This is a genomic window from Streptomyces sp. NPDC026092, from assembly GCF_040638605.1.
Lineage (GTDB): Bacteria > Actinomycetota > Actinomycetes > Streptomycetales > Streptomycetaceae > Streptomyces.
In genome coordinates, this window is sequence record NZ_JBEZYN010000010.1 from 137,393 (window position 1) to 162,911 (window position 25,519).

The following is a 25,519-nucleotide window of genomic DNA, read 5'->3' on the forward strand; positions in this document are numbered from 1 at the left end:
TCATGGCCGCAAGTTTCAAGACCGTCATAGAGGTGGGCCCGGACCATCTCGACCAGGCCCGGGCCATCGACCGGCTGTTCCAGCAGGCGATCGCGCCCGCCACCGTCAACTTCGACTTCGAGAACATCCACCGGGCCGCCGCCGCGATCCCGGACAGCTCCGTCGTGAAGATGGTGCGCGGCTGGGGACTCCAGGAGCAGGCCCCCGTCATGGTCATGGTGCTCTCCCTCAAGGAGGCGGTGCGCCAGGCGCTGCCCGGCGAGTTCGCCGAGGCCTCGTTCTGGGACACGGTCGAGAAGGAGCTCGCCGACGCCTTCACCGGCCTCGCCGCGCAGGAGGGCGAGCCGGGACTCTCGTACTACGAGGAGGGCCCGGACCGGACGCGTTACTACCGCGACCTGTTCTTCGCCCTCCAGGACGAGGAGACCGGGGACCACATGTACGCGATCGCCTTCTGCATCGACGTGACCGTCGATCTGGCGAAGGAGCGGGCCGCCGCCCTGGAGCTGATGGACATCGCGCCGTACGCGATCCGGCTCAACGCCATAGTCCTGCGCCAGGAGTTGCGCCTCGCGGCCTGACGGTCGCCTCCCCGTCGCCCGAACGTGCGGGGAACCGCACCGGCCCGCCGTCCCGGGCCGGAACCGCCGAAGAACCTAGACTGCCCCGCATGGCGAAGTACTTCGACGTGCACCCCGAGAACCCCCAGCGGCGCACCATCAGCAGTGTGGCGGACAGCATCCGCTCCGACGCGCTCATCGCGTACCCGACGGATTCCTGCTACGCGCTGGGATGCCGCATCGGGAGCCGCGACGGCATCAACAGGATCCGCGCGATCCGCGAGCTCGACGACCGCCACCACTTCACGCTGGTGTGCCAGAACTTCGCGCAGCTCGGCCAGTTCGTGCACATCGACAACGACGTGTTCCGCGCCGTGAAGGCGGCGACGCCCGGCAGTTACACCTTCATCCTGCCGGCGACGAAGGAAGTCCCGCGGCAGCTGCTGCACCCGAAGAAGAAGACCGTCGGTGTCCGCATCCCCGACCACGTCGTCACCCAGGCCCTCCTGGACGAGCTCGGCGAACCGCTGCTCTCCAGCACGCTCCTCCTGCCCGGCGAGGACGAGCCGATGACCCAGGGCTGGGAGATCAAGGAGCGGCTCGACCACGCGGTGGACGCCGTCCTCGACTCCGGCGACTGCGGTACGGAGCCGACGACCGTCATCGACTTCTCGGAGGGCGAGCCGGAGATCGTACGCCGAGGAGCCGGCGACACCTCGCGGTTCGAGTAACCCCGCCCCGCCCCGCCCCGCCCCGCCCCGCCCGTGCCGGCCGCCGTGTGATGATCGCGGGATGACCGTCATATCTCCGCGGCACGGCATGGTCCTGCTGGCCGCCGCCCTCCTGACCGCCGGGTGCGGCCTCGGGGCCGAACTCGACCGCGAGGCCGACCCCGAGCGGACCGGGGTCCACGCGACCGCCGGGGCGGACGTGGCCGCCGAGCCGTCGGTCGCCCCGCCGCTGGAACCGCCCACCGCCACCGCCCCGGAGGGCTGCCCGGCCACCGGGGTGAACGTGACGACCGGCATGGTCAACGCGGCCATGGGACTGCGCGCGATGCCGGTGACCATCACCAACTGCGGTACGGGGGAGCAGCGCGTCAACGGGTATCCGGACGTACGGGTACGGGACATGAACCGGCAGCCCATGGACGTCACCGTCCTCAAGGGGACGGGCCCCATCGCGCAGATGGAGGACCCGGGACCGCACCCCGTGACGCTGAAGCCCGGCGAGTCCGCGCGCTCCGTCTTCGCCTGGCGGTACTCGGCCGTCGACCCGGCGACCCAGCGGGGCAGCGGGGTGTACGTCGAGATCGCCCCGGCCCCTGGCGTGGCCCGCCAGACCGTGGTGCCGGAGGGCGGTCTCGACGTCGGCGAGACCGGCCTGCTCGGCACGACGGCCTGGGAGAAGGTCGCGGACTGACAGGTTCGCGCACTGGCAGGTCAGTTGGGGAGGCGCAGACGGGGACGGCGGGCCGTCGCCACCAGGGCGGCCACCGTGGTGAGTTTGACGCGTGGGCGGCCGGTCTCGCGGCCCTTGGCCCGTTCGGCGCGGTCGATCGCGGCCAGACCCCGGGCGTCGACGACCTCGGCGCGTCCGCGCACCAGGCGCCGGAACGCCCGCGCCGTACGGGACGGAGCGGGCAGGGCCCCCGCCACGGCGTCGGCGAGGAGCGTGCCGACCGTCTCGGCGGCGCAGGTCCGGTTGGCCCCGATTCCGCCCGAGGGGCCGCGCTTGATCCAGCCGACGACGTACGTCCCGGGCATCCCGGCCACCCGGCCGCGCTCGTGCGGCACCGTGCCGGTCGCCTCGTCGAAGGGCAGCCCCGGCACCGGCACGCCCCGGTAGCCGACCGCCCGCAGGACGAGCCCCGCCGGGATCTCGCGCTCGCCCGGACCCTCCGTCACCCGCGCGCCCCGCACCGTGTCCTCCCCGACCAGGGCCACGGGCGCCGAGTGGAACCGGAGGACGATCCGCCGGTCCGGGCCCGCCGGCCGCGTCCAGTCGACGGTCTCCCGCGCCACGCCCCGCAGCAGCGCCGCCTTCGCTCCCGGCGCCGCGCCGTCGATCGCCGCGCCGGTGCGCGGGTCGTGGTCGTCGACGACGAGGCGTACCCCGGACAGGTGGGTGAGGGCGCGGAGTTCGGAGGCCGTGTACGCGGCGTCCTCCGGGCCCCGGCGCCCGAGCAGCACGACCTCGCGCACCCGGGATCCGCGCAGGGCCGCGAGCGCGTGGTCGGCGATGTCGGTGCCGGCCAGCGCCTCGGGGTCCATGACGAGGAGCCGGGCGACGTCGAGGGCCACGTTCCCGTTGCCGACCACCACGACCCGTTCGGCGCCGGTCAGGTCGATCGCGTCGGGGGCGGTCTCCGGGTGGGCGTTGTACCAGGACACGAACTCCGTCGCCGGGACGCTGCCGGGCAGCTCCTCGCCGGGGACGGAGAGCCTGCGGTCGGCGGAGGCGCCGACGGCGTACACCACCGCGTCGTGGTGCGCGGCGAGTTCCTCCGCCGTGACGTCCTTGCCGACCTCGACGCCGAGGCGCAGCCGTACCCGGGGGTGGGTGTGGAAGCGGGCGAAGGTGTCGCCGACCTTCTTGGTCGCGGGGTGGTCGGGCGCCACGCCGTACCGGACGAGACCGCCCGCCACGGGCAGCCGGTCGACGAGGGTCACCTCGGCGTTGGTGTGGAGCAGCAGGTCCTCCGCCGCGTACATCCCGGCCGGGCCTGTCCCGACGATCGCGACCCGGATCGGCGCGAAGTCGGACGGCAGGCTCCGCTCGAAGGCAGGCGCGCCCCAGGAGTGGAAGTTCGGGCCCGGCGCGGCCGCTTCGAGCGGCTCCTTGTCGGCGAAGTACGCGGCGTTGACGGCTGCGTACCCGGCCTGGGCGGGGGAGAGGCTGTCCACGGGGAAGATCGCGTCGACCGGGCAGGCGTCGGCGCACGCGCCGCAGTCGATGCAGGTCGCCGGGTCGATGTGGAGCATCTCGGTGGAGCCGAACTCCCGCTCCTGGGGCGTCGGACGGATGCAGTTGACGGGGCACACGGCGACGCAGGTCGCGTCGTTGCAGCAGGTCTGGGTGATGGCGTAGGTCATGTCGTCGGCTCAGCTCGGGTCGCTACGGCTCGGATTGCTACGGCTTCGGGCGGGGACGGGCCTGGGGCTGGTCGCGTGGGTCCGCCCGCGGTCAGATCAGGTGGGCGCGCCGGTAGAAGGCGAGCGCCGGCCGGGTGAGCAGCCCGGCGGAGGCCAGGAACTCCATCAGGCCCGCGCAGCTCGACCGCATCAGGGACTTGTGGTGCTCGTTCGCCTTCGCCTCGGCGACGGCACGTTCGACGTCGAGGCCCGCGCTCTCGTAGACCTTCCGGCCCACCATGCTGGTGACGATGACGTACGAGGCGATGGCGATGACCAGTGCGTGGAACCGGCGGCGTGCCCCGCTCGCGCCCCGCAGCCGTCGGCGGGTCTCCTCGCGGGCGAACTTCATGTGCCGCGACTCCTCCACGACATGGATGTTGTTGATCGTGCGGACGAACGGCACGACCCGCTCGTCGCGCATCCAGTCGCGCTGCATGACGTCGAGGACCTCCTCGGCGACCAGGATCGCCGCGTACGCCGCCTCGCCGAAGGCGACCGTCTTGAAGGCGCGGCCGAGTTCGATCGCGAGCCGGTGCGGACGGTAGGCCGGGGCGCCGAGCTTCGCGGCGCCGCGCGCGAACATGATCGAGTGCCGGCACTCGTCGGCGACCTCGGTGAGCGCCCATTGGAAGCGGGGGTCGGTCGGGTCCTTGGCGTACATGTCGCGCAGCACCATCTGCTGGAGGATCATCTCGAACCAGATGCCGGTGGAAGCCACCGACGCGGCCTCCTGGCGCGTCAGCTCCTTGCGCTGTGCGTCGGTCAACTCGCCCCAGTACGCGGTGCCGTAGAGGGTGCTCCACTCGGGGCTCGCGCCGTGGAAGTCCTTGTCCAGCGGGGTGTCCCAGTCCACCTCGGTGGCCGGGTCGTAGGAGAGCTGCGCGGCCGAGTCGAGCAGCCGCCGGGCGACCTCCTGTTCGACGTGCCGGTCCTCGCTCTCCCGTGGGGCGGTGCTGCGCGGCATGTGCGGCTCCTTGGCTCTCGGCTCGGATCGATCGGATCGAGACGCCGCACGACTTATTAGATGCGGCGTCTAGCAAGCTGTTAGACGGAACGTATAACAAGCGGGTCCGGCAGGCCTACCCCCGTGCAGCGATTTCCCGCCGAACTCTCCACGCGCCCGGTCTTCTCCCGCCTCACGAGGCAACCCACGCCCACCGGTTGCCGTCCTCCGGTCACGAGAGGGAACCCCGAGGTGTCCTGAGCTGCCACGAGGTGTCCCGACAGAACCGATCGTGAGGAAGACCGCTTTGATACGTGTCACACGTGTGGTGACCACGGCCGTGGCCTTAGTCGCCCTGGCCGCGGCGGCGCCACTCCCGGCGTACGCCGAACCGTCCCCGGGCCCCCTGTCCCGAGCGGGCGGCGAGAGAGCCGGTGGCGTCGACGGGACGCTGCCCGAGGGCTGGCGGGTCACCGGCGAGGGCGCCGACCGGGAGCTCGTCTGGACGGCCGCCGAACCCGTGCCCATGGGCGACGCCCGCGTCGAGTTCTACTCGGGCAAGAGGCTCCTCGGCAGCCCCGCACCGACCGCCGACGGCCGCGCGTTCCGGCTGAAGGCCGACGGCGTACGGCTGGGCGCCGCGAAGGACCTGCGGGTCATGGCCGCCGGGCGCCGCCTGGACGCCGGCACCCCGGGCGACGCGGACGCCGCGAGCAAGGCCCCCCGGAGCAGGCCCGACGCCCCTTCGGCGCGGGTGGAACCGCCCCTGCCGCTCAACCCGGTCGACCCCGGCAAGCCCGGCGCGTACCGCACCGTCAGCGGCGAATACGACCTGCCGGCCGTCCGGTTGCCCGGATACGCCGAGCCGATCGAGATGCGCGCCGTCGTCGTCGGACCCACCGGCGCACCCGGGAAGCGACCGCTCGCGCTCTTCCTGCACGGCCGCCACGGCACCTGCTACGGCCCCGGGGAGGAGGTGACCGGCGCCTGGCCCTGCGGCCCCGGCACCAAGCCGATCCCCAGCCACAAGGGCTACCTGGCCGCCCAGAAACTCCTCGCCTCCCAGGGCTATGTGACGGTCTCCATCTCCGCCAACGGCATCAACGCCCAGGACCACGCGGCCGACGACGCGGGCGCGCAGGCCCGCTCGTCCCTCGTACGGCAGCACCTGGGCCGATGGGCGGACTGGGCCGCCAAGCCCGCCGGCGCCCCGGCGGCCGTCCGGGCCACCGCCCCCGCCGACCTCTCCCGCGTCCTGCTCGTCGGCCATTCCCGGGGCGGCGAGGGCGTGAACCGCGCGGCGCTCGACAGCCTGCACCGGCCCCCGGCCGACCAGGACGGAGCCCCCGGCCCGGCGCGCTGGACGATCCGCGGCAACGTCCTGATCGGCCCCACGATCTTCGGCCAGAACCCGGCCCCGGACGTGCCCTCGATGACCATGCTCCCCGGCTGCGACGGCGACGTCTCCGACCTCCAGGGCCAGATCTACGTCGACGGCACCCGCGGCGTGAGCCGTGGCGCCGCGCTGCAGAGCGCGGTCTACATGGTCGGCGCCAACCACAACTACTTCAACAGCGAGTGGACTCCGGGCCAGGCGGAGGCGCCCGCCTTCGACGACTTCTCCTCGGACGACGCGCAGGACCCGGTGTGCTCGCCCGGCACCAAGACCCGGCTGACCGCGACGCAGCAGCAGACCGTGGGCGCGACCTACATCGCCGCCGCGGCCCAGCTGTTCGTCGGCGGTGACGACCGGGTCCGTCCGCTGCTCGACGGCACCGGCCGCCGTGTCCTCTCGGCCGGTCCCGCGCGCGTCCTCAGCCACGCCGTCGGCGGGCACCGCGCCCCCGGCTTCCTGCCCGGCCCCGGGCTCACCGTGACCGGCGGCGGCCGGCTCTGCGCGCAGATCGATCCTGATCCGGCCCGCGCCTGCCTGCCGGAGAACGAGGACGGAACGGGCGGCCGGTCGCCGCACTTCGCGTTCTGGGAGGCCTCGCCCGAACCGGGCCGCGACGCCGTCGCCCTGCGCTGGTCGGGTACGGGTACGGGGACCAAGGTGACCCTGCGCTCCGAGCGCCCGGTCTCCCTCAAGGGCTCCGGCTCGCTGGCGCTCCGCGTCATCGTGCCGCCCAACACCACCGGTACGCGCCTGGACATCGCGCTCGTCGACGCCGACGGCCGCCGCGCACCGCTCGGCCGGGCGCAGATCGACGGGCTCCCGGGCAGCGACCGGACCGCCTCCCACTGGGGCCGTGAGGTCCGCGTACCGCTGGCCCTGGCCTCCCGGTCCAAGCTGGACCTGACGCGGATCACGAGCCTCGAACTGACCCCGAGGGGCGGCTCGGGCCAGGCCTGGCTGATGGACGCCTGGGGCTGGCGCCCCGGCACCCCGGCCGTCAAGCCCGGCGCGATGCCCCGTATCGACATCGGCCGGCTGACCGTGGACGAGGGCGACTCCGGCGTGCGGACCCACCGCGTTCCGGTCCACGTCACCGGCCAGGGCAGCGGCCAGGTCCGGGTGTTCACCCCGAAGCCGGACTCGGACGAGGTGACGTCCCGGATCGTGACGGTCCGCCCGGGCAGCCAGTCCATCGACGTGCCGGTCGAGGTCAAGGGCAACACCCGCTTCGGCTACGACCTCTCGCGGGACATCTCCGTCAAGGCCGTCAAGGGCGTGGCCGTCGGCTCCCACCGTGGCGGGGTCACCGCGAAGAACGACGACGCGAAGCCCACGGTCACGGTGACCCCGGCCGCCGACGACGTCACCGAGGGCAAGCCCCTGACCTGGCGGGTGAACCTGTCCACGCCCGCCGACGTCGAGGTCGGCGGCGTCCTCGAACTCCTGCCGGTCACCGGCGGCCCCGAGCTCTCCAGCGCGGACGTCGCACCGGCCTGGCTGGAGGAGTTCTTCGGCGACGTCCCGAACCCGCCCAAGCCGCTCTCCGCACTCGGTTGGGGCGGGGAGCCCGCGAGCCTCTGGGCGGACGTGCCCGCCGGACAGACGAGCGTCGAGGTGTCGATCCCGACCGTCGCGGACGCGGTCGCCGAGCCCACGGAGACCCTGCGGGCCCGCCTGACCACCTACGACGAGAACTGGGAGCCGCACCACGGCCCCGAGTTCACGGGCTCGGTGCGGGACGCCGTGTAGCGGGAGCGCCACCCGTCGACCGGACGGCGCCCGCAACGGGGCGCCGTCCGGTCGAGCGTCAGCGGCGGCGCCAGAGGTCGAACCTGCGGCGGGCAGGCGGAGGCGCCTCGGCAGGCGGGCCATCCGTGTGGGTCGGTGCGGGGAGCGCGGATGCGGGCCGGGCGGGAGCCGGGAGGCCGAGCGCCTCGGCCAGGGCATGGTGCTGAGCGGCGGTCAGCCGAGACGGCGCGGACTCGAGGGCGTACACGGCGAAGGCCCGCAGGCCGCCGTTGAGCATGGCTCTGATGAACCTTTCGTACAGGTCGGGGAACATCCAGCGGGCTCCGTCGATGACGGCATGGGCGACGGAGGTGAGCCCCGCCGACTCCAGCAAGCCCAGGAGTGAGAGCATCTCCTGGGTCGTCATGCCGCGGGCGGAGTTCGCCAGAACTTCCCCGACAAGCTCGCTGAGGCCCGCCTCGCAGAGGGCGATGACCGCACGGCCCTGTTCCTCGGAGAAGAGGGGCGGGCGGTCCGTCAGCGGGATGCGCCGGCCGTCACGGTTGTGCAGTCCCAGGAGAGCCCCGATCGTCCCGCCCCGCACAGGCGGTACCCGCGCCCCGGCCGTGCTCAGCTTCGCCTGCAGGACGGTCCGGTCCAGGGGCGTGCCGACCTGCTCCACGGACCTGAGCATGGTGTCCGCCTGCTCCGGAGCGCTGCGCACCAGGTGGCTCAGCAGCAGGTCCACCACGTCGCCGAGGCCGTGCTGGGGAAGCGTCACGAGTGTCCGGGCGAACTCGGGTTCGGCGAGCCCGCACACCTTCTCGACCAGCTCGCGCGATGGCGCGCCGAGCGCCAGCGTGCCGCGGATCACCCGGCCGAGCAGCAGAGGATCCGCCGGGAGCATGTCCCGCACGTGATCCCCGTCGTGCGAGGCGCCGCGGGCGTCGAGAACCACCAGGAGCTCGCCGACCTCCTCGGGTGCGCGCCGCGCGGCGTCGGTCAGGAGGCCGCGCGCGTCCAGCGGACGTCCGAGCGCGCGCAGGGCATCGACGAACTCCGGTGTGCGGGCGACCGGATGGTGCTTCGCGGCGTGGCCGAGGAGATGGGAGACCGCGTCGTCGTGGCCCTGCCCCTGCAGCAACGTGGCGAAGCCGATGACGTCCTGGGCGCTCAGCAGCCGTGCGTACCCGGCCAGGGCGTCCTGGGCGTGCTCCCCCAGACCGGCCGACCACAGGGCCTCGCAGAACACCATGATCCGCGGGAGGGTCGTGGTGGCACGCATGGCCTCCCGCACGAGCCGCTGCGCGTCGGGCGTCGCGCCGGCCTGCTCCAGGATGCGCAGCAGCCGGACCACTTCGGCGGGGTCGCGGGCGAGGAACGCGTAGATCTGGCGGTGGAGGGCGAGTGCCTCCGCGGTGCGCCCGATGGAGTGCAGGGCGTCCGCCAGCCGGGACGTCTCCTCCGGGGACGAGACCGCGGGGGCGCGCAGGACGGTGGTGGCGTGGTCGTCGAGCTGTGCCGACCACAGGGCGCCGGCCAGGTCGAGCACCGCCTCGGTGGTGGCGAGCGTGGCCATCGCCGCGGCCAGGAGCGCGTCGGCGTCCGGGCGGCTGCCGTGCCCCGCGGAGTCCTCGTGGAGGGCCCGGACGGTGCTCGCGACGTCCTCGGGTCCGCGTCGCTCGGCGATGGCGGGCAACAGCCGTGCGACGGCCTCGTCGTCGTTCAGCGCGCGGAGCGAGGGCACGATCGTGGCGAGGTCGAGCGGCGATCGTTCCTCGGCGGCCGTGGCCAGGACCGTCTCGGCCGCCTCCGGACTGCCCCCCTTGCGTAGGCCGCAGAGGAGCGCGGCCGTCTCCTGCGGGGGGCGGGTGAGGGCGGCGAGCCTCAGGAGCCCACGGCCCGCGGCCGGGTCCGTCCCGTAGAGACGCGCGGCGTACAGGGCGACGTACCGGGGCGGTCGGCGCAGGAGTTCGTGCATGTCTGCCGGGATCACGGGGACGGACGCGGCGGCCGACCCCGTTGCGCCGTTCCGCGCATGGTCGGCGGAGGGCTTGCCCTCGTCGTGACGGCCGTGCCGGTTGCGGGCGAAGGAGAGCAGGCGGCCGGTGTTGCTGAGGCGCTGTTGTGGTGTCGGGCGGCCCTGGGCGCGCAGCTCGCCGACCAGGTGGTCGTAGACGTCCGTGGCCCCGATGAGGGGCCCACCGCCGGGCAACCCCCGGTCGAGGAGACGGATCAGCTCGCCGGTGAACGCGGTATGGGTCTCCCCGGGGGCGGCCAGCGCGGTCGTGTTGGCCGCACACGCGGTGAGCAGGTACGTGCCGGCGATCCTGGCCTGTTCCGCCATCGTGACCGAGCCGCTCGCGGGCCCGCTCATGGCGCCCTCGAAGGCCTTGCCGCTGTAGCAGCAGTCGAGGATCACCACGCGGTTGACCCTCGGTCCTGTTCCGAGGACCTCGCGGCGCACGCGCGCGTAGTCGACCGCCGAATAGGCGCGGTCGGGGTCGGTGGAGGGCAGCGCGAGCAGTAGCCCGTCCTCGTCCAGAGGAGTCAGTCCGTGCCCGGCGAAGTAGAAGAGCAGGGTGTCCGTGGCCTGCTGGGCCGCCTCGTGGATGGCGTCCAGGAAGACCTGCGGCGAGGCGGGGTCGACCACGCGGACGCAGCGCTCCGGCGGTAGCCCCCAGACGTCCGGGTCCTCGAGCAGTCGGCCGAGGTCCCGGAGGTTCGCGGCCACCGCCGGCAGGTCCTCCAGGTCGCCGTGGTCGTAGCGCGTCGAGCCGACGAGCACGGCGAACGAGCGGTTCGGGTCTGCCAGTTCCACGGCTATCGGGCCTCCGGCGAGGCCTCGTCCTCGGGCCGGGACGTTCGAGGGGCGTGGGCGGGCGAGGCCGGGTCGGCCCCGTGGTCGGACGGCGGCTCGATGGCCGGTGCGGCGGTCGGCTGTTCGGCCAGGGCCTGGAGCAGCTTCCGTACCGCCTCCTCCGAGCCGTCCTCGACGGTCACGGAGAGCCCGTCGGAGGCCCTGGTGACGGTGAAGGCGGCACGGCTGCGGCGGGCCCTGCGCCAGCCCGCGAACGCGAGCGCCAGGCTCGCCAGGCCGGTGGAGTGCGTGAGCACCAGGTCGATGACGTCGAGTCCGCCGCTCATGGCTCCCGGTACGGGTACCGCGCCGAGCCGCGCCTCGCCCGGTGGCTCCTCCTCGTTCCGCAGCCAGCGGTAGAAGTCCCGCAGGGCGGCCGTCTCGTCGGGGTCCGCCACCCCCACCGTCAGCTCCATCTCCCCGTCCCCCTCCGTCGCCTCGCGGGGCACCGTGGCGCCCTGGAGCAGATTGGCACACAAGGTGACGTGAGGGAGGCGAGTTCGCCACACCGGGATCTTCGGATCGCGAGGTGGCCGAGTGGCCGAATTCGGCTGCGAACGGCGGCGGTCGAGAAGGCCGCGCGACACTGGTGAGCGACGCCACCCGCTCCGTACCCCGGGACCGCCCATGACCGACGCACCGCGCCCAGCCGCGGCACCCTCCTACGCACTCCTCCCCGGAGACCCCGGCTCCCCGGTCCTCCTCCACGTGCCCCACTCCGCCCGGGACATTCCCCCGGACGTGCGGGCCGGCATCGTGCTCGGCGACGAGGAACTCGCGCGCGAACTGGACCACATCACCGACGCCCACACCGCCGCTCTCGCGGACGTGGCCGCCCGGACCGCCACCGTCACCCCCTGGCGGTTCGTCAATCTGCTCTCCCGCCTTGTCGTCGACCCCGAGCGCTTCCCGGACGAGCGGGAGGAGATGCGCGCGGTCGGGATGGGCGCCGTCTACACCCGGACGACGCACCGCGCCGAACTCCGCCCCGAGGGCTTCGACGAACGGTCGCTCCTGGAGCGGTACTTCACGCCGTACGCGCAGGCCATGACCGACGCCGTCGACGCCCGCCTCGCGGCGGCAGGACGTGCGGTCATCATCGACGTGCACTCGTACCCGACCGAGACGCTGCCCTACGAGCTGCACGGCACCGGCCCCCGGCCGCCGATCTGCCTCGGGACCGATCCCTTCCACACGCCGCCCGCCCTGCTGGACGCGGCACGGAAGGTGTTCGCGCCGTTCGGCGGCATCGGGACCGACAGCCCCTTCGCCGGGACGTACGTGCCGCTCGCGCACTACGGCCGCGACCCGCGCGTCGCCGCGCTGATGATCGAGATCCGGCGTGACGTCTACATGGCGGAGCCCGGCGGCCCCGCCGGGCCCGGACTCGACGCCCTGGGCGCGGCCCTGGCCGTCCTCGTCGGGGAAGCGGCGGCGCCCGGGTGAAATCCCGCCACATCGGCCTCCGTGTGCCGATGCTGGGAACCATGAACGCCACACGCTCCGTCCGCAGGGGGCCCACCCGCACCGACCGGCTGCTCGCCGTCGTCGCCGGCGTCCTCTCCGGCTACGTCGCCCTGGCCGTCGCCGACGTGCTCGCCGGCCTGATCCGGCACGAGGCGGGCCCGGTCACGGCCGTCGGCGACGCCGTGGTCGACCGGACCCCGGCCGCCGTCGAGCAGTGGGCGATCCGTACGTTCGGGGAGAGCGACAAGGCCGTCCTCCTGCTGGGCATCGTGCTCGTCCTCGGTCTGATCGCCGCCGCCCTCGGCCTGCTCGCCCTGCGCCACCGCACGGCCGGGGCCGTCGGCGTCCTCGGCTTCGGTGTCGTCGGCGCGCTCGCCGCCGTCACCAGGCCCGACTCCGACTCCGCGCTCGACGCCCTGCCCTCGCTCGTCGGGGCGGTGGCGGGCGCCCTCCTCCTCTACGTCCTCATCGGCCGGCTGCTCGCCTCGGACGCCGACGAACCGGCCCAGGCGGCCGCCCGCGCCGACCGGCGGGGCTTCCTGATCGTCGCCGCGGGCGCGGGCGTGGTGGCGACCGCCGCCGCCGCGCTCGGCCGGGCGGCCGGGCCGTCCTCGGGGGAGGGCTCCACCGCCTCCCGCAGGGCCCTGCGGCTGCCCCGGCCGGTCTCCGCCGCCCCGGCCGTGCCGCCGGGCGCCCAGCTCGACGTGCCCGGCATCAGTCCCTTCGTCACCCCGAACAAGGACTTCTACCGGGTCGACACCGCCCTCGTCGTCCCCAAGGTCGACGCCGACGGCTGGCGGCTGCGCGTCCACGGCATGGGCGTCACCCGCGAACTCTCCCTGAACTTGCGCGAGTTGATGGCCCGCGAGGTGATCGAGCGGGACATCACCCTCGCCTGCGTCTCCAACGAGGTCGGCGGGCCCTACGTCGGCAACGCCCGCTGGCTGGGCGTGCGCCTCGCGGACCTGCTCCGCCAGGCAGGGGTACGCCCGCCCTCCGAAGGCGGTCCCGCCGACCAGCTCGTCGCCCGCTCCGTCGACGGCATGACGCTCGGCACCCCCGTCGAGACCGTCATGGACGGCCGCGACTCCCTGCTCGCCTTCGGCATGAACGGCGAACCGCTCCCCTTCGACCACGGCTTCCCGGTCCGCATGCTCGTCCCCGGCCTCTACGGATACGTCTCCGCCTGCAAGTGGATCGAGTCCCTCGAACTGACGACCTTCGACGCCTACGACGCCTACTGGGTCCCGCGCGGCTGGGCCGCCCAGGCCCCGGTCAAGACCCAGTCCCGGATCGACACCCCCCGGGACCTCGCCCGCCCGGCGGCCGGCACGGTCATGATCGCCGGAGTCGCCTGGGCCCAGCACCGGGGCATCTCGCGCGTGGAGGTCAGGGTCGACGACGGCCCCTGGCAGGAGGCCAGGCTCGGCGCCGAGGACAGTCAGGACACCTGGCGCCAGTGGGTCCACCCCTGGCAGGCCGCGCCCGGCCGCCACACCCTCACGGTCCGCGCCACCGACGGCACCGGCGCCACCCAGCCCGAGCGGCGCACCGACACCATGCCCGACGGGGCCGCCGGCTGGCACTCGGTCGTGGTGACGGTCGAGTCGTGAGGGAGGGGACGGGAGGGGGGAGGAGGGGCGGAAGGCGGGCCCCTGACAAGATCAAAACATCGACGGGTTAGCATATGAGCACCGCCTAGCTCGAAAGATGAACTCGTGACTGTCAATGACGACTCGTTCACCAGCTGGAAGAACCGCGAGGAGATCGCGGAGTCGATGATCCCGATCATCGGGAAGTTGCACCGGGAGCGGGACGTCACGGTCCTGGTCCACAGCCGATCCTTGGTGAACAAGTCGGTTGTCAGCATCCTCAAGACCCACCGGTTCGCCCGCCAGATCGCCGGCGAGGAGCTCTCGGTCACCGAGACCCTGCCGTTCCTGCAGGCGCTCACCACGCTCGACCTCGGCCCGTCGCAGATCGACATCGCGCTGCTCGCCGAGGCCTACAAGCACGACGACCAGGGTCTCTCGGTGGAGGAGTTCACCGCCTCCGCGGTCTCCGGTGCCACCGGCGAGAACAAGATCGAGCGCCGCGACGGCCGCGACGTCGTCCTCTACGGCTTCGGCCGCATCGGCCGCCTCGTCGCCCGCCTCCTCATCGAGAAGGCCGGCTCCGGCAACGGCCTGCGGCTGCGCGCCATCGTCGTGCGCGGCGGCGGCGAGCAGGACCTGGTGAAGCGCGCCTCGCTGCTGCGGCGCGACTCGATCCACGGCCAGTTCCAGGGCACGATCACCGTCGACGAGGCGAACAGCACCATCGTCGCCAACGGCAACACCATCAAGGTGATCTACGCCAACGACCCCTCCGAGGTCGACTACACGGCGTACGGCATCAAGGACGCCATCCTCATCGACAACACGGGCAAGTGGCGGGACCGCGAGGGCCTGTCGAAGCACCTGCGCCCCGGCATCGACAAGGTCGTCCTGACCGCCCCGGGCAAGGGCGACGTCCCGAACATCGTGCACGGCGTCAACCACGACACGATCAAGCCGGACGAGCAGATCCTGTCCTGCGCGTCCTGCACGACGAACGCGATCGTGCCGCCGCTGAAGGCGATGGACGACGAGTACGGCGTCCTGCGCGGCCACGTCGAGACGGTTCACTCGTTCACGAACGACCAGAACCTGCTGGACAACTACCACAAGGCCGACCGCCGCGGCCGCTCCGCGCCGCTCAACATGGTCATCACGGAGACCGGCGCCGCCTCGGCCGTCGCCAAGGCCCTGCCGGACCTGAAGGCGCCGATCACCGGCAGCTCGATCCGCGTCCCCGTTCCGGACGTCTCGATCGCCATCCTGAGCCTGCGCCTGGGCCGCGAGACCACCCGCGAGGAGGTCCTCGACTACCTCCGTGACGTCTCGCTGCACTCGCCGCTGAAGCGCCAGATCGACTTCACCACGGCCCCCGACGCGGTCTCCATGGACTTCGTGGGCTCGCGCCACGCCTCGATCGTCGACGCGGGCGCCACCAAGGTCGACGGCGACAACGCGATCCTCTACCTCTGGTACGACAACGAGTTCGGCTACTCGTGCCAGGTCATCCGGGTCGTCCAGCACGTCTCCGGCGTCGAGTACCCGACGTACCCGGCCCCGGCGGTCTGACCCCCGGCGCACCACTGAGAAAGGCCCTCACCGGATGCGGTGAGGGCCTCACTCATGTGCGCACTCAGCGGCGCGGCGTCTCGCCCGCCCGGTCGACCGCGGCCCTGGTGAGGATCGCGGACGTGCCGACGACCGTGCCCTTCGGGCCGGCCTCGCCGGACTCCGTCAGGACCGTGCGTTCCCCGAGGAAGGCGTGGGTGGCCGGGTCGAAGACCCACTGGGTCTGCCGCCCCTCGGACGTCCGGGCGACCGCGACCCCGGGCCGGCCGACGGCATCGGTGGCCGCCGGGACGACGACCACGCCGGGGATCTTCCCGGCGGCCCGGTAGAGGGCGGCGCTGACCTGCGCCGGCGCCCAGGTCTCCATGAGCAGGTCGCCGATCGCGGCGAACGCCCGCTGGTCGGGATCCGCCCCCGGCGCCTGCGTACCCGACCCTCCGGTCTCCGCCCGGATGCGCGCGAGCAGGGCGTCGGGGTCGGTGGGCAGCTGCGCGAGCTTCTGGGGCGTCGTCCGGGCGGTGGCGTCGGCGCCGAGCGGGGAGTCGGGGCCGCCCTCCTCGCGCAGCAGCCCCGGTCGCGTGCCGTCGGCCGACAGCCACACCTGGCGCATGTGCACGGGGGCCAGGGTGACCGGGCCGCCCCCGGCGCTCTGGGCGCCGTACGCGACCTTGCTCTCGACGTAGACGAACTGGTCGCCCCGGAGCGGCGGTCGTGTCCCCTCGCGGGCGGCGAGGGCGATGCGGTCGAGCAGCCGGGCCGCCTCGGGCGAGGCGGCGGCCGGGACGTTCCCGGTGGGCCGCGTCTCCGCCGTCCCGAAGGTCACCACGCCGCCGACCGCCAGGGCGCACGCGACGGCCGGTGCGAGGAACCGGATCAGGCGCGGGCGTGACACGGGCCGCCGGACGGCCGCCGCCGTGCGGTCGTCGACGGTGGAGGCTCGGCTCAACAGCGCCGCCTTGAGGTGTTGTGCGCGCTCCGGTGTCAGGTCGGGGACGGCCGGCGGGGGCAGCAGCCCGGCCAGGTCGGCGGTCTCGGGGTCCTCGGTGCGGTGCGGGCCGATCTTCATCCGTGGTTCTCCTGGGGCTTCGGCCGGACCGCGCGGGAGCGGCCCGCCACCGGCAGGTCGGGGGTGGTGCTCCGGTCGCGTACGGGCGGTGCGGGCTGTGCGGCCCGCGCGGTACGCGCCGTCTCCGCCTCGGCGAGCGCGCGCAGCCGGGTACGGGCGCGGGAAAGCCGCGACCGTACGGTTCCGACCGGTACGCCGAGCGCCTCGGCGGCGGCCGCGTAGTCCAGGCCCGCCCAGACGACGAGCGTGAACACCTCGCGGTCGCGGCGGCGCAGCCGGCCGAGCGCGACATGCGCCGCGCGCACCTGCTCGGCGTGCGCGAGGTGCGAGACGACCTCGTCGGCGAAGTCCGGGACCGAGCCGCGTTCCGGAAGCCGGGCGAGCGCGACGTCACGGCGCCGACGGGCCCGCGCGCCCTGGCGCATCAGATTGGTGGCGATGCCGAGCAGCCACGGCCGCAGCCCGTCGCCCCCGGGCGGCCGTTCGTCATCCTCGGGCCGTAGCCGCTCCCGGCTCCGCCAGGCCTCCAGGAAGGTCGCCGAGACGACGTCCTCGGCCTCCGCCCAGTCGCCCGTCACCCGCAGGGCATAGCGGTACAGCACCTGGGCGTGTGCGTCGTACAGCTCACCCAGGGCCTCCCGGTCGCCGCTGCGGAAGCGCTCTCTCATCACTGTTTCCACATCCTGCACTGGCCGCTGCGGAGCACGGGTTCCGGTGACCTGCGCCACAGCCTTTGGAGTCGAGGGCGTGTGTGACCCAGCTCATGGGAACGCCGACGCCCGGCGAGCCAGTACGGATCATGAACACTTCCGCAGCTTCCCAGCCTTCCGCGTCTTCTCGACGTTCCTTCCTGCGGTCCGCCGGCCTCGCCACCGCCGTGGCCGCGGTGGGCCTCGCCCCCGCCCGGAGCGCCGTCGGGGCGTCGCGGACACCGGACACGTACAGCCTGACGCTCACTCACCTCGACCGCGCCGGGCGGCCGACCGGGGCGTACGCCACCACCGTCACCGGTCTCTCCGGGCCGGGCTCCGAGGAGAGCGTCCAGCCGCACGACGCCTCCGGGACGGTCACAGTGCGCCTGCCCAGGGGCCGCTACGTGCTGGACAGCGTCCTGACCGCGTCGGGCGACGGGGGCGGCACGGACTGGATCGTACGACCGCGCCTCGACCTGGACCGCGACACCACCGTCATCGTCGACGCCCGTACCGCGAAGCCGGTCGACGTCCGGCCGCCCGCCCGCTCCGCGTCGCTCCTGCACGCCGGGATGTTCCTGCGGATCACCCACGACGGGACCGAGCGGTTCCTCAACCAGGTCGTCGACGCGCCCACGCTGCGCGTCGCCCACCTGGGCCCCGCCGCCGAACCCGGTTCGGTGGAGCAGTGGTACGACGCGTACTGGGGCACCGGGAGCGTGAGTTACGCCCTCGGCCACACCGTCACCGGCTCGCGCGCCCTCACCGGGCTCACCCTGCGCCCCTCGACCCGGCAACTGGCGACCCTCCTGGTCCACGGGGGAGCACGGTCGGGTGCCCCCGGCACCGCGACCGTCGACCTGCTGCCGAGCAAGGGACCCACCGTCGGGCTGTCGCAGCCCCTGGCGACGCCCGGCACCGCCACCTACCGCGTGACCCCCGAACGCGGCATCTGGGATGTCATGTACACGGTCCGCCCGAGCGCGCCGGACGGACAGCCGACGTCCTACCGCGCCGAGGGCATCCGCGTCCGCGCGGGCGAGACGACCACGCGGAGCTTCGACGGCGCGGCCCGCCTCGGCGCCCGGCTATGAACCGACCCGGCGCTTGTTCCACACGTCGAAGCCGACCGCCGCCAGCAGCACCAGGCCCTTGATCACCTGCTGCCAGTCCGTACCGATCCCCACCAGGTTCATGCCGTTGTTGAGCACACCCAGGACCAGGCCGCCGACGATGGCGCCCAGGACCGTGCCGACCCCTCCGCTCATCGACGCACCGCCGATGAACGAGGCGGCGATCGCCTCCAGTTCGAAGTTGATGCCCGCCTTCGGCGAGGCGGCGTTGAACCGGGCGGCGAAGACCAGACCGGCGAGCGCCGCCAGCACTCCCATGTTGAGGAAGACCAGGAAGGTGACCTTCCGGTCCCTCACACCGGAGAGCTTGGCGGCGGGCAGGTTGCCGCCGATCGCGTACACATGGCGGCCGACGATCGCGTTCCGCATGACGTAGCCGAAGCCGACGAGGAGCGCCGCGAGGATCAGGAGCACGACCGGCGCTCCCTTGTAGCTGGCCAACAGAAGGGTGAACACCAGGACCGTCGCGACCAGCGCGCCCAGCTTCACCGCGAACAGGCCGACGGGCGCGACCTGGAGCGCGTACTCCCGCTGGCGGCGGCGGTCCCGCACCTCCTGCCACACGACGAAGACCATGAGGGCCAGGCCGAGCAGCAGCGTCAGATTGTGGTAGTCGGTGTGCGGGCCGACCTCGGGCAGGAAGCCGTTGGAGACGGTCTGCAGCCCGTCCGGGAAGGGGCCGAGCGTCTGGCCCTTGAGGAAGATCTCGGTGAGCCCGCGGAACAGGAGCATGCCGGCCAGCGTGACGATGAACGACGGTATGCCGAGATACGCGATGAAGAAGCCCTGCATCGCCCCGGCCGCCGCGCCGAGCAGCAGGACGAGCACCACCGCGAGCGGCCAGGCCATCCGGTGCTCGACCATCAGCACGGCGGAGACCGCGCCGACGAAGGCGGTGAGCGAGCCCACCGACAGGTCGATGTGGCCCGAGATGATGACGATCATCATGCCGATCGCCAGGATCAGGATGTAGCTGTTCTGCAGGACGAGGTTGGAGACATTGCGCGGCAGCAGCAGGTCGCCGCCCGTCCAGACCGCGAACAGGGCCACGATCAGACCGAGGGCGATCAGCATGCCGTACTGCCGCATGTTGCCGCGCAGTCCGTCGAGGATCAGTCGGCCGACACTCGGCCCGGTCTTCCCCGTGCGGTCGTCGGCGGCCCGGTCGCCGGCCGTGAGATCGGTGCTCATGCGCGTTCCGTCCTGTCCTTCGTCATGTGCCGCATCAGCAGCTCCTGGGTGGCCTCGGCGCGGGACACCTCGCCCGTCAGCCGGCCCGCCGCCATCGTGTAGACGCGGTCGCACATGCCGAGCAGCTCGGGGAGTTCCGAGGAGATGAAGAGGACCGCCTTGCCCTCGGCGGCCAGCCGGTCGATGACGGTGTAGATCTCGTACTTGGCGCCCACGTCGATCCCGCGGGTCGGCTCGTCCAGGATCAGCACGTCGGGACCTGCGAAGATCCACTTGCTGAGCACGACCTTCTGCTGGTTGCCGCCGGAGAGCCGGCCGACCGGCTCGAAGACCGTCGGCGCCTTGATGTTCATCGACCGGCGGAACCCCTCGGAGACCCTGGCCTCCGCGTGCTCGTCGACGATGCCGCGCCGGGCGACCTTCGGCAGGGCGCTCAGCGAGACATTGCGGTTGATCGTGTCGATGAGGTTGAGGCCGTAGTGCTTGCGGTCCTCGGTGACGTACGCGATGCCGTGCCCGACCGCCTCGGGGACCGTACGCGTACGGATCTCCACACCGTCCTTGAGGACCGTGCCACCGCCGTACCTCCCGTAGCTGCGGCCGAACACGCTCATCGCCAGCTCGGTGCGGCCCGCGCCCATCAGCCCGGCGATGCCGACGATCTCCCCGCGCCGGACGGTCAGCGAGACGCCGTCGACGACCTTGCGGTGATGGTCGATGGGGTGGTGCACGGTCCAGTCCCGGATCTCCAGGGCCGCAGCCGCTCCCCGCTCGGGCGTGTGCGGGGTGCGCTCGGGGAAGCGGTGGTCCAGGTCGCGGCCCACCATGCCCCGGATGATCCGCTCCTCGGTGGTCTCCGGGGCCTTCACGTCGAGGGTCTCGATCGACCGGCCGTCACGCAGGACGGTCACCGAGTCGGCGATCCGGGCGATCTCGTTCAGCTTGTGCGAGATGATGATGGAGGTGATGCCATGCGCCTTCAACTCCTCGATGAGAGCGATGAGTTGGGTGCTGTCCTCGTCGTTGAGCGCGGCCGTCGGCTCGTCCAGGATCAGCAGCTTCACCTCCTTGGCGAGCGCCTTCGCGATCTCCACGAGCTGCTGCTTTCCGACGCCGACGTCCGCGACCCGGGTCTGCGGATGCTCGTCCAGACCCACCCGGCGCAGCAGCTCGGCGGCGTGCCGCAGGGTGCGGTCCCAGCTGATCACGCCCCGGGTGGCGTGCTCGTTGCCGAGGAAGATGTTCTCGGCGAGCGAGAGGTGCGGCACCAGGGCGAGCTCCTGGTGGATGATCACGATGCCGCGCTTCTCGCTCGCCCCGATGTCCTTGAAGCGGCAGGGCTCGCCCTGGAAGACGACCTCCCCTTCGTAACTCCCGTACGGATGAACCCCGCTGAGGATCTTCATCAGCGTCGACTTGCCCGCTCCGTTCTCCCCGCAGACCGCGTGCACCTCGCCCGCGCGGACGGTCAGGGAGACCTCCGACAGGGCCGTCACGCCGGGAAAGGTCTTGCTGATCGAGCGCATGTCCAGGACGGCTTCCGTCACGGCACACCCACCCCTCTCCGGTCGACGACTAGTTGAGGTCGCTCGCCTTGATGTAGCCCGAATCGACCAGCACGCTCTGGTAGTTGGACTTGTCGACGTTCACCGGTTCGAGCAGGAAGGCGGGCACGACCTTCTTCTCGTTGTCGTACGTCGTGGTGTCGTTGACCTCGGGCTTCTTGCCGTCGAGCAGCGCGTTGACCATCTGCCCGGCCACCTTGGCCAGTTCGCGGGTGTCCTTGTACACGGTCTGGGTCTGCTCGCCCGCGATGATCGACTTCACGGACGCGACCTCGGCGTCCTGCCCCGTGACGAGGGGCAGCGGCTTGCTCGCGCTGCCGTAGTCGTCGGACTTCAGGGCGGACAGGATGCCGATGGAGATGCCGTCGTACGGCGAGAGGACCGCGTCCACCCGCTCCTTGGCGTACGAGGAGGTGAGCAGGTCGTCCATCCGCTTCTGGGCCTGACCGCCGTCCCAGCGCAACGTCGTCACCTGGTTGAGCTTGGTCTGTCCCGACCGGACGACCAGCTGCTTCTTGTCGATGTACGGCTGCAGGACGTTCATCGCGCCCTGGAAGAAGTAGCGGGTGTTGTTGTCGTCGTTGGAGCCGGCGAACAGCTCGATGTTGAACGGGCCCTTCTTGCTGCCGTCCTTCAGACCGAGCTTCTCGACGAGGTAGCCGCCCTGGAGTTCGCCGACCTTCTCGTTGTCGAAGGACGCGTAGTAGTCGACGTTCGGCGAGCCGAGGATCAGCCGGTCGTAGGAGATCACCGGGATCTTCGCGTCCGCCGCCTGCTGGAGGACGTTGGCGAGCGCCCGGCCGTCGATGGCGGCGATGACCAGCGCGTCCACGCCTTGCGTGATCATGTTCTCGATCTGTGAGACCTGCTGGTCCGGGTCGTCCTCGCCGTACTGGAGCGTCGTCCTGTACCCGTACTTCTCCAGGCTGTTCACCATGTTCTTGCCGTCGGCGATCCAGCGCTCGGACGACTTGGTCGGCATCGCGATGCCCACCGTCAGGTCCTTCGCCCCTTTCTCCTCCTTCGCCCCGCCCGCCCCACTCTGGCCGCAGGCGGAGAGGGCGAGGGCGAGACAGCTCGCGAAGGCGGTGGCGGTGGCGGCTCGGCGCAGTGCGCGCATGGTCATCAGTCCTTGTCCGTGAGGTGGAGGGGGTCGGGGAAGCGGTGGAGGGGGCCTGGCAGCCGGGCTCCGAGCGGGGACATCCCGCCGTCCGCGCCGTGCCGCGCCAGCAGATCGAGGGCGAGCCTGCCCCGCCGTACCCGCTCGCGGGCGGTGGCGAGGACCGTCTCGCGCAGGTGCAGACCGGAGGGATAGAGTGAAGGCGCCTTCGCCAGGCCGAATTTGAGGTACAGCGGGGCGCCTCGCCGGATCAGCTCGGCGACCTCGTACATCCGGACGTAGCCGCCCAGGTCGTCGGGTGCCTCGATGTACATGTCCATCGGCGCGGCGCTGACCCGGCGGATCTCGGTGAGATGCGCGAGCGTCAGGTCGCTCGGCACGTTCACCGAGTCGGCGCCGAGCCGTTCGTGGACGGCGTACGCGGCGGGGTTGACCGGGCCGATCAGCGCCGAGACCTTCAGCGTGGTGTCCGCGGGGATCACGCCGTGGCACCGGGCCTGGTGCAGCGTCCACAGCACGCCCTCGTCTGCCACCAGCAGGCAGCGGACGCCCATTTCGGTGGCGCGGACGGCGTCCTCCACGCAGCCGGCAACGGCGTCGTGGCCCCGGGCCCGCAGACCTCCGCCACGCGAGTCGCTGCGGACCGAGCCGCCGATGTCCCAGGTGCCGCGCGGACCGGTGAACAGGCAGAGCTCGACGTTCCGTTCGGAGCAGGCCCGCACCATTTCGGTGATCTCGGCGTCGGTGAGCATCCAGGCGCCGCTGCCCTGGCTGACCCGGTGGACCGGCACGTCGAGCCGGGCCGACTCGGTCAGGACCGCCTCCAAGGCCTCGGGGCCCTCCACGGACGGCACTTCGGTACGCCAGGTGCCGCCGTCCGGGAAGGAGTGCGGGGAGGTGTCGGTGGGGGAGAGGGCGGGGGCGTCGAGCCCGAGGACGGCGAGCGCGGGTTCGCCGGGGCGTCGGGGCGGGGAGGGGGCGGCTTCGGTCACGAACGGGTCCTCCGTGTTCGGCAGGTCGGACATGGTTCGGGCGAGGAGGCAGGGGAGTCCCACGGGGCGCATGAGGTCATGGCCGGAGCAGTACCTTTCCGACCTTGGGGTCGCCGCCGCCCACCAGCTCGATCGCCTGAGGGAATGCGCCGAGCGGCAGCTCGTGGGTGACGAGCGCGCCGAGGTCGAGCAGCCCCGCGCCGAAGGCACGGACCGCGTGGGCCCAGGCCGTGGGCGGTGCGCCGAAGACGGTGTGGAGGGTCAGCCGGCCGGTGACGAGCGCCGTCGGGTCGAGGCCGGCCGCCCCGGGCGCGGGGATGCCGGTGAGGACGACCCGGCCGCCCCTGCGGGCGAGGCTCACGGCGGTGCGGGCGGAGCCGGTGGCCCCGGCGGCCTCCACGACCAGATCGCACCGCCCTTCGAGCCCGGCCGCCGACTCGACGACACCGGTCGCCCCGAACTCCCTTGCCGACTCGGCACGTTCGCGACGGGGTTCGAGGACGTGCAGCTCGGCGGGCGAGGAGGCGGCGAGCAGCTGTACGGCGATCAGGCCGAGGGTCCCGGCGCCCACCACGGCCACCCGCTCGCCGGGCCGTGGCGCCGCCGCGAGCGTCGCCGCCGCCACGCAGGCGGCCGGTTCCAGGAGAGCGGCGGCCGTCAGATCGGCGTCGTCCGGGAGTACGTGCAGCAGCCGGGCCGGCAGCGTCAGCGTGGGCGCCATCGCGCCCGGCCGGGTGAAGCCGGTCTCGTCGTACCCGGCCGTGCAGAGCGTGGTGTCACCCGTATGACAACGTTCGCACGACTGGCAGTTGTGGAAGCCCTCACCGACGACCTTACTGCCGAGAAGCCCCTCGGGGACGCCCTCGCCGACGTCGGCCACCGTGCCCGACCACTCGTGGCCCGGGACGACCGGGTAGCGCACGTACCCCTCGGGACGCGTGCCGCCGTACACCTCGCGGTCGCTGCCGCAGACCCCGCTCGCGTGCACCCGGACCAGCGCCTCGCCCGGGCCCGGCGGGACCGGCTCGTGCGGGACGAGCCGGTGGGCCCCCGGCGCGTCGATCACGACGGCGAGCCCCGGGCCGCCCGGCGGCCGGCTCACGCGGTGCCGCCACGGGGTGTGGGGACACGCCGCTCCCAGCCGTCCGCCCACAGGTCGAAACGGGCCTGGCGCTGCGGGAATTCGGCCGCCGCATCGGTGTCGAGCTCGACACCGAGACCGGGCGCGTGCGAGAGCTGGAAGTAGCCGTCCACCACCTGCGGGGCGCCCTTCACCACCTTCTTGATCTCCGCGTCCGCGAAGTCGTTGAAGTGCTCCAGGATCTTGAAGTTGGGTGTGGTGAAGCCGACTTGGAGGGTCGCGGCGGTGAGCACCGGGCCGCCGACGTTGTGCGGGGCGACCATCATGTAGTGCGTCTCGGCGGTCGCGGCCAGCTTCCGGGTCTCCCAGATGCCGCCGAGATGACCGACGTCCGGCTGGAGGATGTCGACGGCCTGGCTCTCGAACAGCTCGCGGAACTCGATGCGGTCGTGGACGCGTTCACCCGTCGCGATCGGGATGTCCACCTTCGCCGCCACCTTCTCCAGCGCCTTCAGGTTCTCCGGGGGGACCGGTTCCTCCAGCCATGCCGGTCGGAACGGCGCCAACTCGTGGGCCAGCCGGATCGCCGTCGCCGGGGCGAACCGGCCGTGCATCTCCAGCATCAGCTCCGCGTCCGGCCCGATCGCGTCCCGTACGGCCTCGATCAGGGAGACCGCGTACAGCGAGTCCCGGTGGGAGAGTTCGAGGTGCCCGGTGCCGAACGGGTCGATCTTGAGCGCCTGGTAGCCCCGCTCGACGACCGCGCGGGCCGCCTTGTGGTAGCCCTCCGGGGTCCGCTCCGTGGTGTACCAGCCGTTGGCGTACGCCTTGACCTTGTCGGTCACCTTCCCGCCCAGCAGTTGCCAGACCGGCACACCGAGCGCCTTGCCCTTGATGTCCCAGCAGGCCATCTCGACCACCGCGATGCCCGACATCACGATCTCGCCGGCCCGGCCGTAGTCCCCGTACTTCATCCGGCGGACCAGGTCCTCGATCGCGAAGGGGTCCGATCCGGCGATGTGATGGGACTCCGCCTCGCGGAGGTAGCCGAGCAGCGCGTCGGTGTGGCCGAGCATGCGCGTCTCGCCCACGCCGGTCAGCCCCTCGTCGGTGTGGACGAGGACATAGGTGAGGTTCCGCCAGGGAGTTCCGACGACATGAGTGCTGATTCCCGTGATGCGCACGGCAGTTGCCCCTCGATCTCGTTCGAAATTTCGTCACACGTTCGAAATGTAGGCGTGACCGTAGGCGCTGGTCCGGGGCATGTCAACGCCTCGCGCACGCCGAACGCGCGGCGAACGCATGCCGGACGCGCGGCGGGTGGTGCGGCGGGTGGCGCGACCATTGCCGGGTCAACGCGGCTGTGGTTAGCCTGTGTTCGCGATATCGACAACTGACCGGCATGCCGAACGACGGCGACACGA

At 72.5% G+C, this 25,519-nt stretch carries 20 protein-coding genes; 8 read left to right on the forward strand and 12 right to left on the reverse strand.

The window, feature by feature from the left end; all coding sequences use genetic code 11:
• Positions 1-2: 2 nt before the first annotated feature.
• The 3 genes from AB0F56_RS18705 to AB0F56_RS18715 all read left to right on the forward strand — a co-directional run bounded on the left by AB0F56_RS18705 (position 3) and on the right by AB0F56_RS18715 (position 1,982).
• Complete coding sequence (locus AB0F56_RS18705; RefSeq protein WP_362010639.1) at positions 3-581, forward strand: Type-2Aa cytolytic delta-endotoxin; 579 nt, start codon at positions 3-5, stop codon at positions 579-581.
• 89 nt (positions 582-670) lie between these two features.
• A complete protein-coding gene (locus tag AB0F56_RS18710; protein ID WP_362010641.1) occupies positions 671-1,291 on the forward strand; it encodes an L-threonylcarbamoyladenylate synthase in 621 nt (206 codons plus the stop codon).
• 61 nt (positions 1,292-1,352) lie between these two features.
• Positions 1,353-1,982 (forward strand): DUF4232 domain-containing protein, encoded by a 630-nt coding sequence (locus AB0F56_RS18715; RefSeq protein ID WP_362010644.1) that lies wholly within the window; start codon positions 1,353-1,355, stop codon positions 1,980-1,982.
• A gap of 20 nt (positions 1,983-2,002) precedes the next feature.
• Here AB0F56_RS18715 and AB0F56_RS18720 read toward each other — a convergent pair whose 3' ends face one another.
• The gene (locus tag AB0F56_RS18720) at positions 2,003-3,655 is read right to left on the reverse strand and encodes an FAD-dependent oxidoreductase (protein WP_362010646.1); all 1,653 of its coding nucleotides are present in this window, start codon (positions 3,653-3,655) and stop codon (positions 2,003-2,005) included.
• 91 nt (positions 3,656-3,746) lie between these two features.
• Positions 3,747-4,661 carry a diiron oxygenase gene (locus tag AB0F56_RS18725; protein WP_362010648.1) on the reverse strand — a complete coding sequence of 305 codons (915 nt, stop codon included), beginning with the start codon at positions 4,659-4,661 and terminating at the stop codon, positions 3,747-3,749.
• A gap of 286 nt (positions 4,662-4,947) precedes the next feature.
• Here AB0F56_RS18725 and AB0F56_RS18730 point away from each other — a divergent pair, with 286 nt between their 5' ends.
• On the forward strand, positions 4,948-7,785 hold the full coding sequence (locus tag AB0F56_RS18730; RefSeq protein WP_362010651.1) for a hypothetical protein: 2,838 nt from the start codon (positions 4,948-4,950) through the stop codon (positions 7,783-7,785).
• A gap of 58 nt (positions 7,786-7,843) precedes the next feature.
• Here AB0F56_RS18730 and AB0F56_RS18735 read toward each other — a convergent pair whose 3' ends face one another.
• Complete coding sequence (locus AB0F56_RS18735) at positions 7,844-10,585, reverse strand: caspase family protein (RefSeq protein WP_362010653.1); 2,742 nt, start codon at positions 10,583-10,585, stop codon at positions 7,844-7,846.
• 2 nt (positions 10,586-10,587) lie between these two features.
• Positions 10,588-11,103, reverse strand: a complete 516-nt coding sequence (locus AB0F56_RS18740; RefSeq protein ID WP_362010656.1) for a hypothetical protein — start codon at positions 11,101-11,103, stop codon at positions 10,588-10,590.
• 148 nt (positions 11,104-11,251) lie between these two features.
• Here AB0F56_RS18740 and AB0F56_RS18745 point away from each other — a divergent pair, with 148 nt between their 5' ends.
• The 3 genes from AB0F56_RS18745 (at position 11,252) to AB0F56_RS18755 (ending at position 15,255) form a co-directional block, all read left to right on the forward strand.
• The gene (locus AB0F56_RS18745) at positions 11,252-12,070 is read left to right on the forward strand and encodes an N-formylglutamate amidohydrolase (RefSeq protein WP_362010659.1); all 819 of its coding nucleotides are present in this window, start codon (positions 11,252-11,254) and stop codon (positions 12,068-12,070) included.
• Between the two features lie 41 nt (positions 12,071-12,111).
• A complete protein-coding gene (locus AB0F56_RS18750; RefSeq protein ID WP_362010662.1) occupies positions 12,112-13,704 on the forward strand; it encodes a molybdopterin-dependent oxidoreductase in 1,593 nt (530 codons plus the stop codon).
• A gap of 105 nt (positions 13,705-13,809) precedes the next feature.
• Positions 13,810-15,255 (forward strand): glyceraldehyde-3-phosphate dehydrogenase, encoded by a 1,446-nt coding sequence (locus AB0F56_RS18755; RefSeq protein ID WP_362010665.1) that lies wholly within the window; start codon positions 13,810-13,812, stop codon positions 15,253-15,255.
• 64 nt (positions 15,256-15,319) lie between these two features.
• On the opposite strand, the gene AB0F56_RS18760 is transcribed toward AB0F56_RS18755, so the two are convergent.
• Entirely contained in the window at positions 15,320-16,321 is a 1,002-nt protein-coding gene (locus tag AB0F56_RS18760; protein WP_362010668.1) for a CU044_5270 family protein, read from the reverse strand.
• Complete coding sequence (locus tag AB0F56_RS18765) at positions 16,318-16,989, reverse strand: RNA polymerase sigma factor (RefSeq protein ID WP_362010670.1); 672 nt, start codon at positions 16,987-16,989, stop codon at positions 16,318-16,320. The genes AB0F56_RS18760 and AB0F56_RS18765 overlap by 4 nt, the downstream gene beginning before the upstream one ends.
• Positions 16,990-17,120: 131 nt before the next feature.
• On the opposite strand from AB0F56_RS18765, the gene AB0F56_RS18770 reads away from it, so the two are divergent.
• Complete coding sequence (locus AB0F56_RS18770; RefSeq protein ID WP_362010673.1) at positions 17,121-18,107, forward strand: hypothetical protein; 987 nt, start codon at positions 17,121-17,123, stop codon at positions 18,105-18,107.
• On the opposite strand, the gene mmsB is transcribed toward AB0F56_RS18770, so the two are convergent.
• From mmsB to AB0F56_RS18800, 6 genes are all read right to left on the reverse strand, one after another.
• Positions 18,102-19,337, reverse strand: coding sequence for a multiple monosaccharide ABC transporter permease (mmsB, locus tag AB0F56_RS18775; RefSeq protein WP_362010675.1), 1,236 nt, complete (start codon positions 19,335-19,337; stop codon positions 18,102-18,104). The two genes, AB0F56_RS18770 and mmsB, sit on opposite strands and share 6 nt — an antisense overlap.
• A complete protein-coding gene (gene mmsA, locus AB0F56_RS18780; RefSeq protein WP_362010676.1) occupies positions 19,334-20,884 on the reverse strand; it encodes a multiple monosaccharide ABC transporter ATP-binding protein in 1,551 nt (516 codons plus the stop codon). Before mmsA ends, mmsB begins: the two co-directional genes overlap by 4 nt.
• A 28-nt stretch (positions 20,885-20,912) precedes the next feature.
• The gene (gene chvE / locus AB0F56_RS18785) at positions 20,913-22,022 is read right to left on the reverse strand and encodes a multiple monosaccharide ABC transporter substrate-binding protein (RefSeq protein ID WP_362010893.1); all 1,110 of its coding nucleotides are present in this window, start codon (positions 22,020-22,022) and stop codon (positions 20,913-20,915) included.
• 5 nt (positions 22,023-22,027) lie between these two features.
• Positions 22,028-23,014, reverse strand: coding sequence for a hypothetical protein (locus AB0F56_RS18790; protein WP_362010679.1), 987 nt, complete (start codon positions 23,012-23,014; stop codon positions 22,028-22,030).
• Positions 23,015-23,090: 76 nt separating this feature from the next.
• On the reverse strand, positions 23,091-24,116 hold the full coding sequence (locus AB0F56_RS18795) for an alcohol dehydrogenase catalytic domain-containing protein (protein WP_362010681.1): 1,026 nt from the start codon (positions 24,114-24,116) through the stop codon (positions 23,091-23,093).
• Positions 24,113-25,279 (reverse strand): mandelate racemase/muconate lactonizing enzyme family protein, encoded by a 1,167-nt coding sequence (locus AB0F56_RS18800; protein ID WP_362010683.1) that lies wholly within the window; start codon positions 25,277-25,279, stop codon positions 24,113-24,115. The genes AB0F56_RS18795 and AB0F56_RS18800 overlap by 4 nt, the downstream gene beginning before the upstream one ends.
• Positions 25,280-25,519: the final 240 nt, after the last annotated feature.

Excerpts from the sequence above, each read along its gene's own strand:
- AB0F56_RS18720 (WP_362010646.1), bottom strand. The coding sequence starts at position 3,655 with ATGACCTACGCCATCACCCAGACCTGCTGCAACGACGCGACCTGCGTC.
- AB0F56_RS18715 (WP_362010644.1), top strand. The coding sequence starts at position 1,353 with ATGACCGTCATATCTCCGCGGCACGGCATGGTCCTGCTGGCCGCCGCC.
- AB0F56_RS18725 (WP_362010648.1), bottom strand. The coding sequence starts at position 4,661 with ATGCCGCGCAGCACCGCCCCACGGGAGAGCGAGGACCGGCACGTCGAA.
- AB0F56_RS18745 (WP_362010659.1), top strand. The coding sequence starts at position 11,252 with ATGACCGACGCACCGCGCCCAGCCGCGGCACCCTCCTACGCACTCCTC.
- chvE (WP_362010893.1), bottom strand. The coding sequence starts at position 22,022 with ATGCGCGCACTGCGCCGAGCCGCCACCGCCACCGCCTTCGCGAGCTGT.
- AB0F56_RS18770 (WP_362010673.1), top strand. The coding sequence starts at position 17,121 with ATGAACACTTCCGCAGCTTCCCAGCCTTCCGCGTCTTCTCGACGTTCC.
- AB0F56_RS18750 (WP_362010662.1), top strand. The coding sequence starts at position 12,112 with ATGAACGCCACACGCTCCGTCCGCAGGGGGCCCACCCGCACCGACCGG.
- AB0F56_RS18710 (WP_362010641.1), top strand. The coding sequence starts at position 671 with ATGGCGAAGTACTTCGACGTGCACCCCGAGAACCCCCAGCGGCGCACC.
- mmsB (WP_362010675.1), bottom strand. The coding sequence starts at position 19,337 with ATGAGCACCGATCTCACGGCCGGCGACCGGGCCGCCGACGACCGCACG.
- AB0F56_RS18765 (WP_362010670.1), bottom strand. The coding sequence starts at position 16,989 with ATGAGAGAGCGCTTCCGCAGCGGCGACCGGGAGGCCCTGGGTGAGCTG.
- AB0F56_RS18705 (WP_362010639.1), top strand. The coding sequence starts at position 3 with ATGGCCGCAAGTTTCAAGACCGTCATAGAGGTGGGCCCGGACCATCTC.
- AB0F56_RS18760 (WP_362010668.1), bottom strand. The coding sequence starts at position 16,321 with ATGAAGATCGGCCCGCACCGCACCGAGGACCCCGAGACCGCCGACCTG.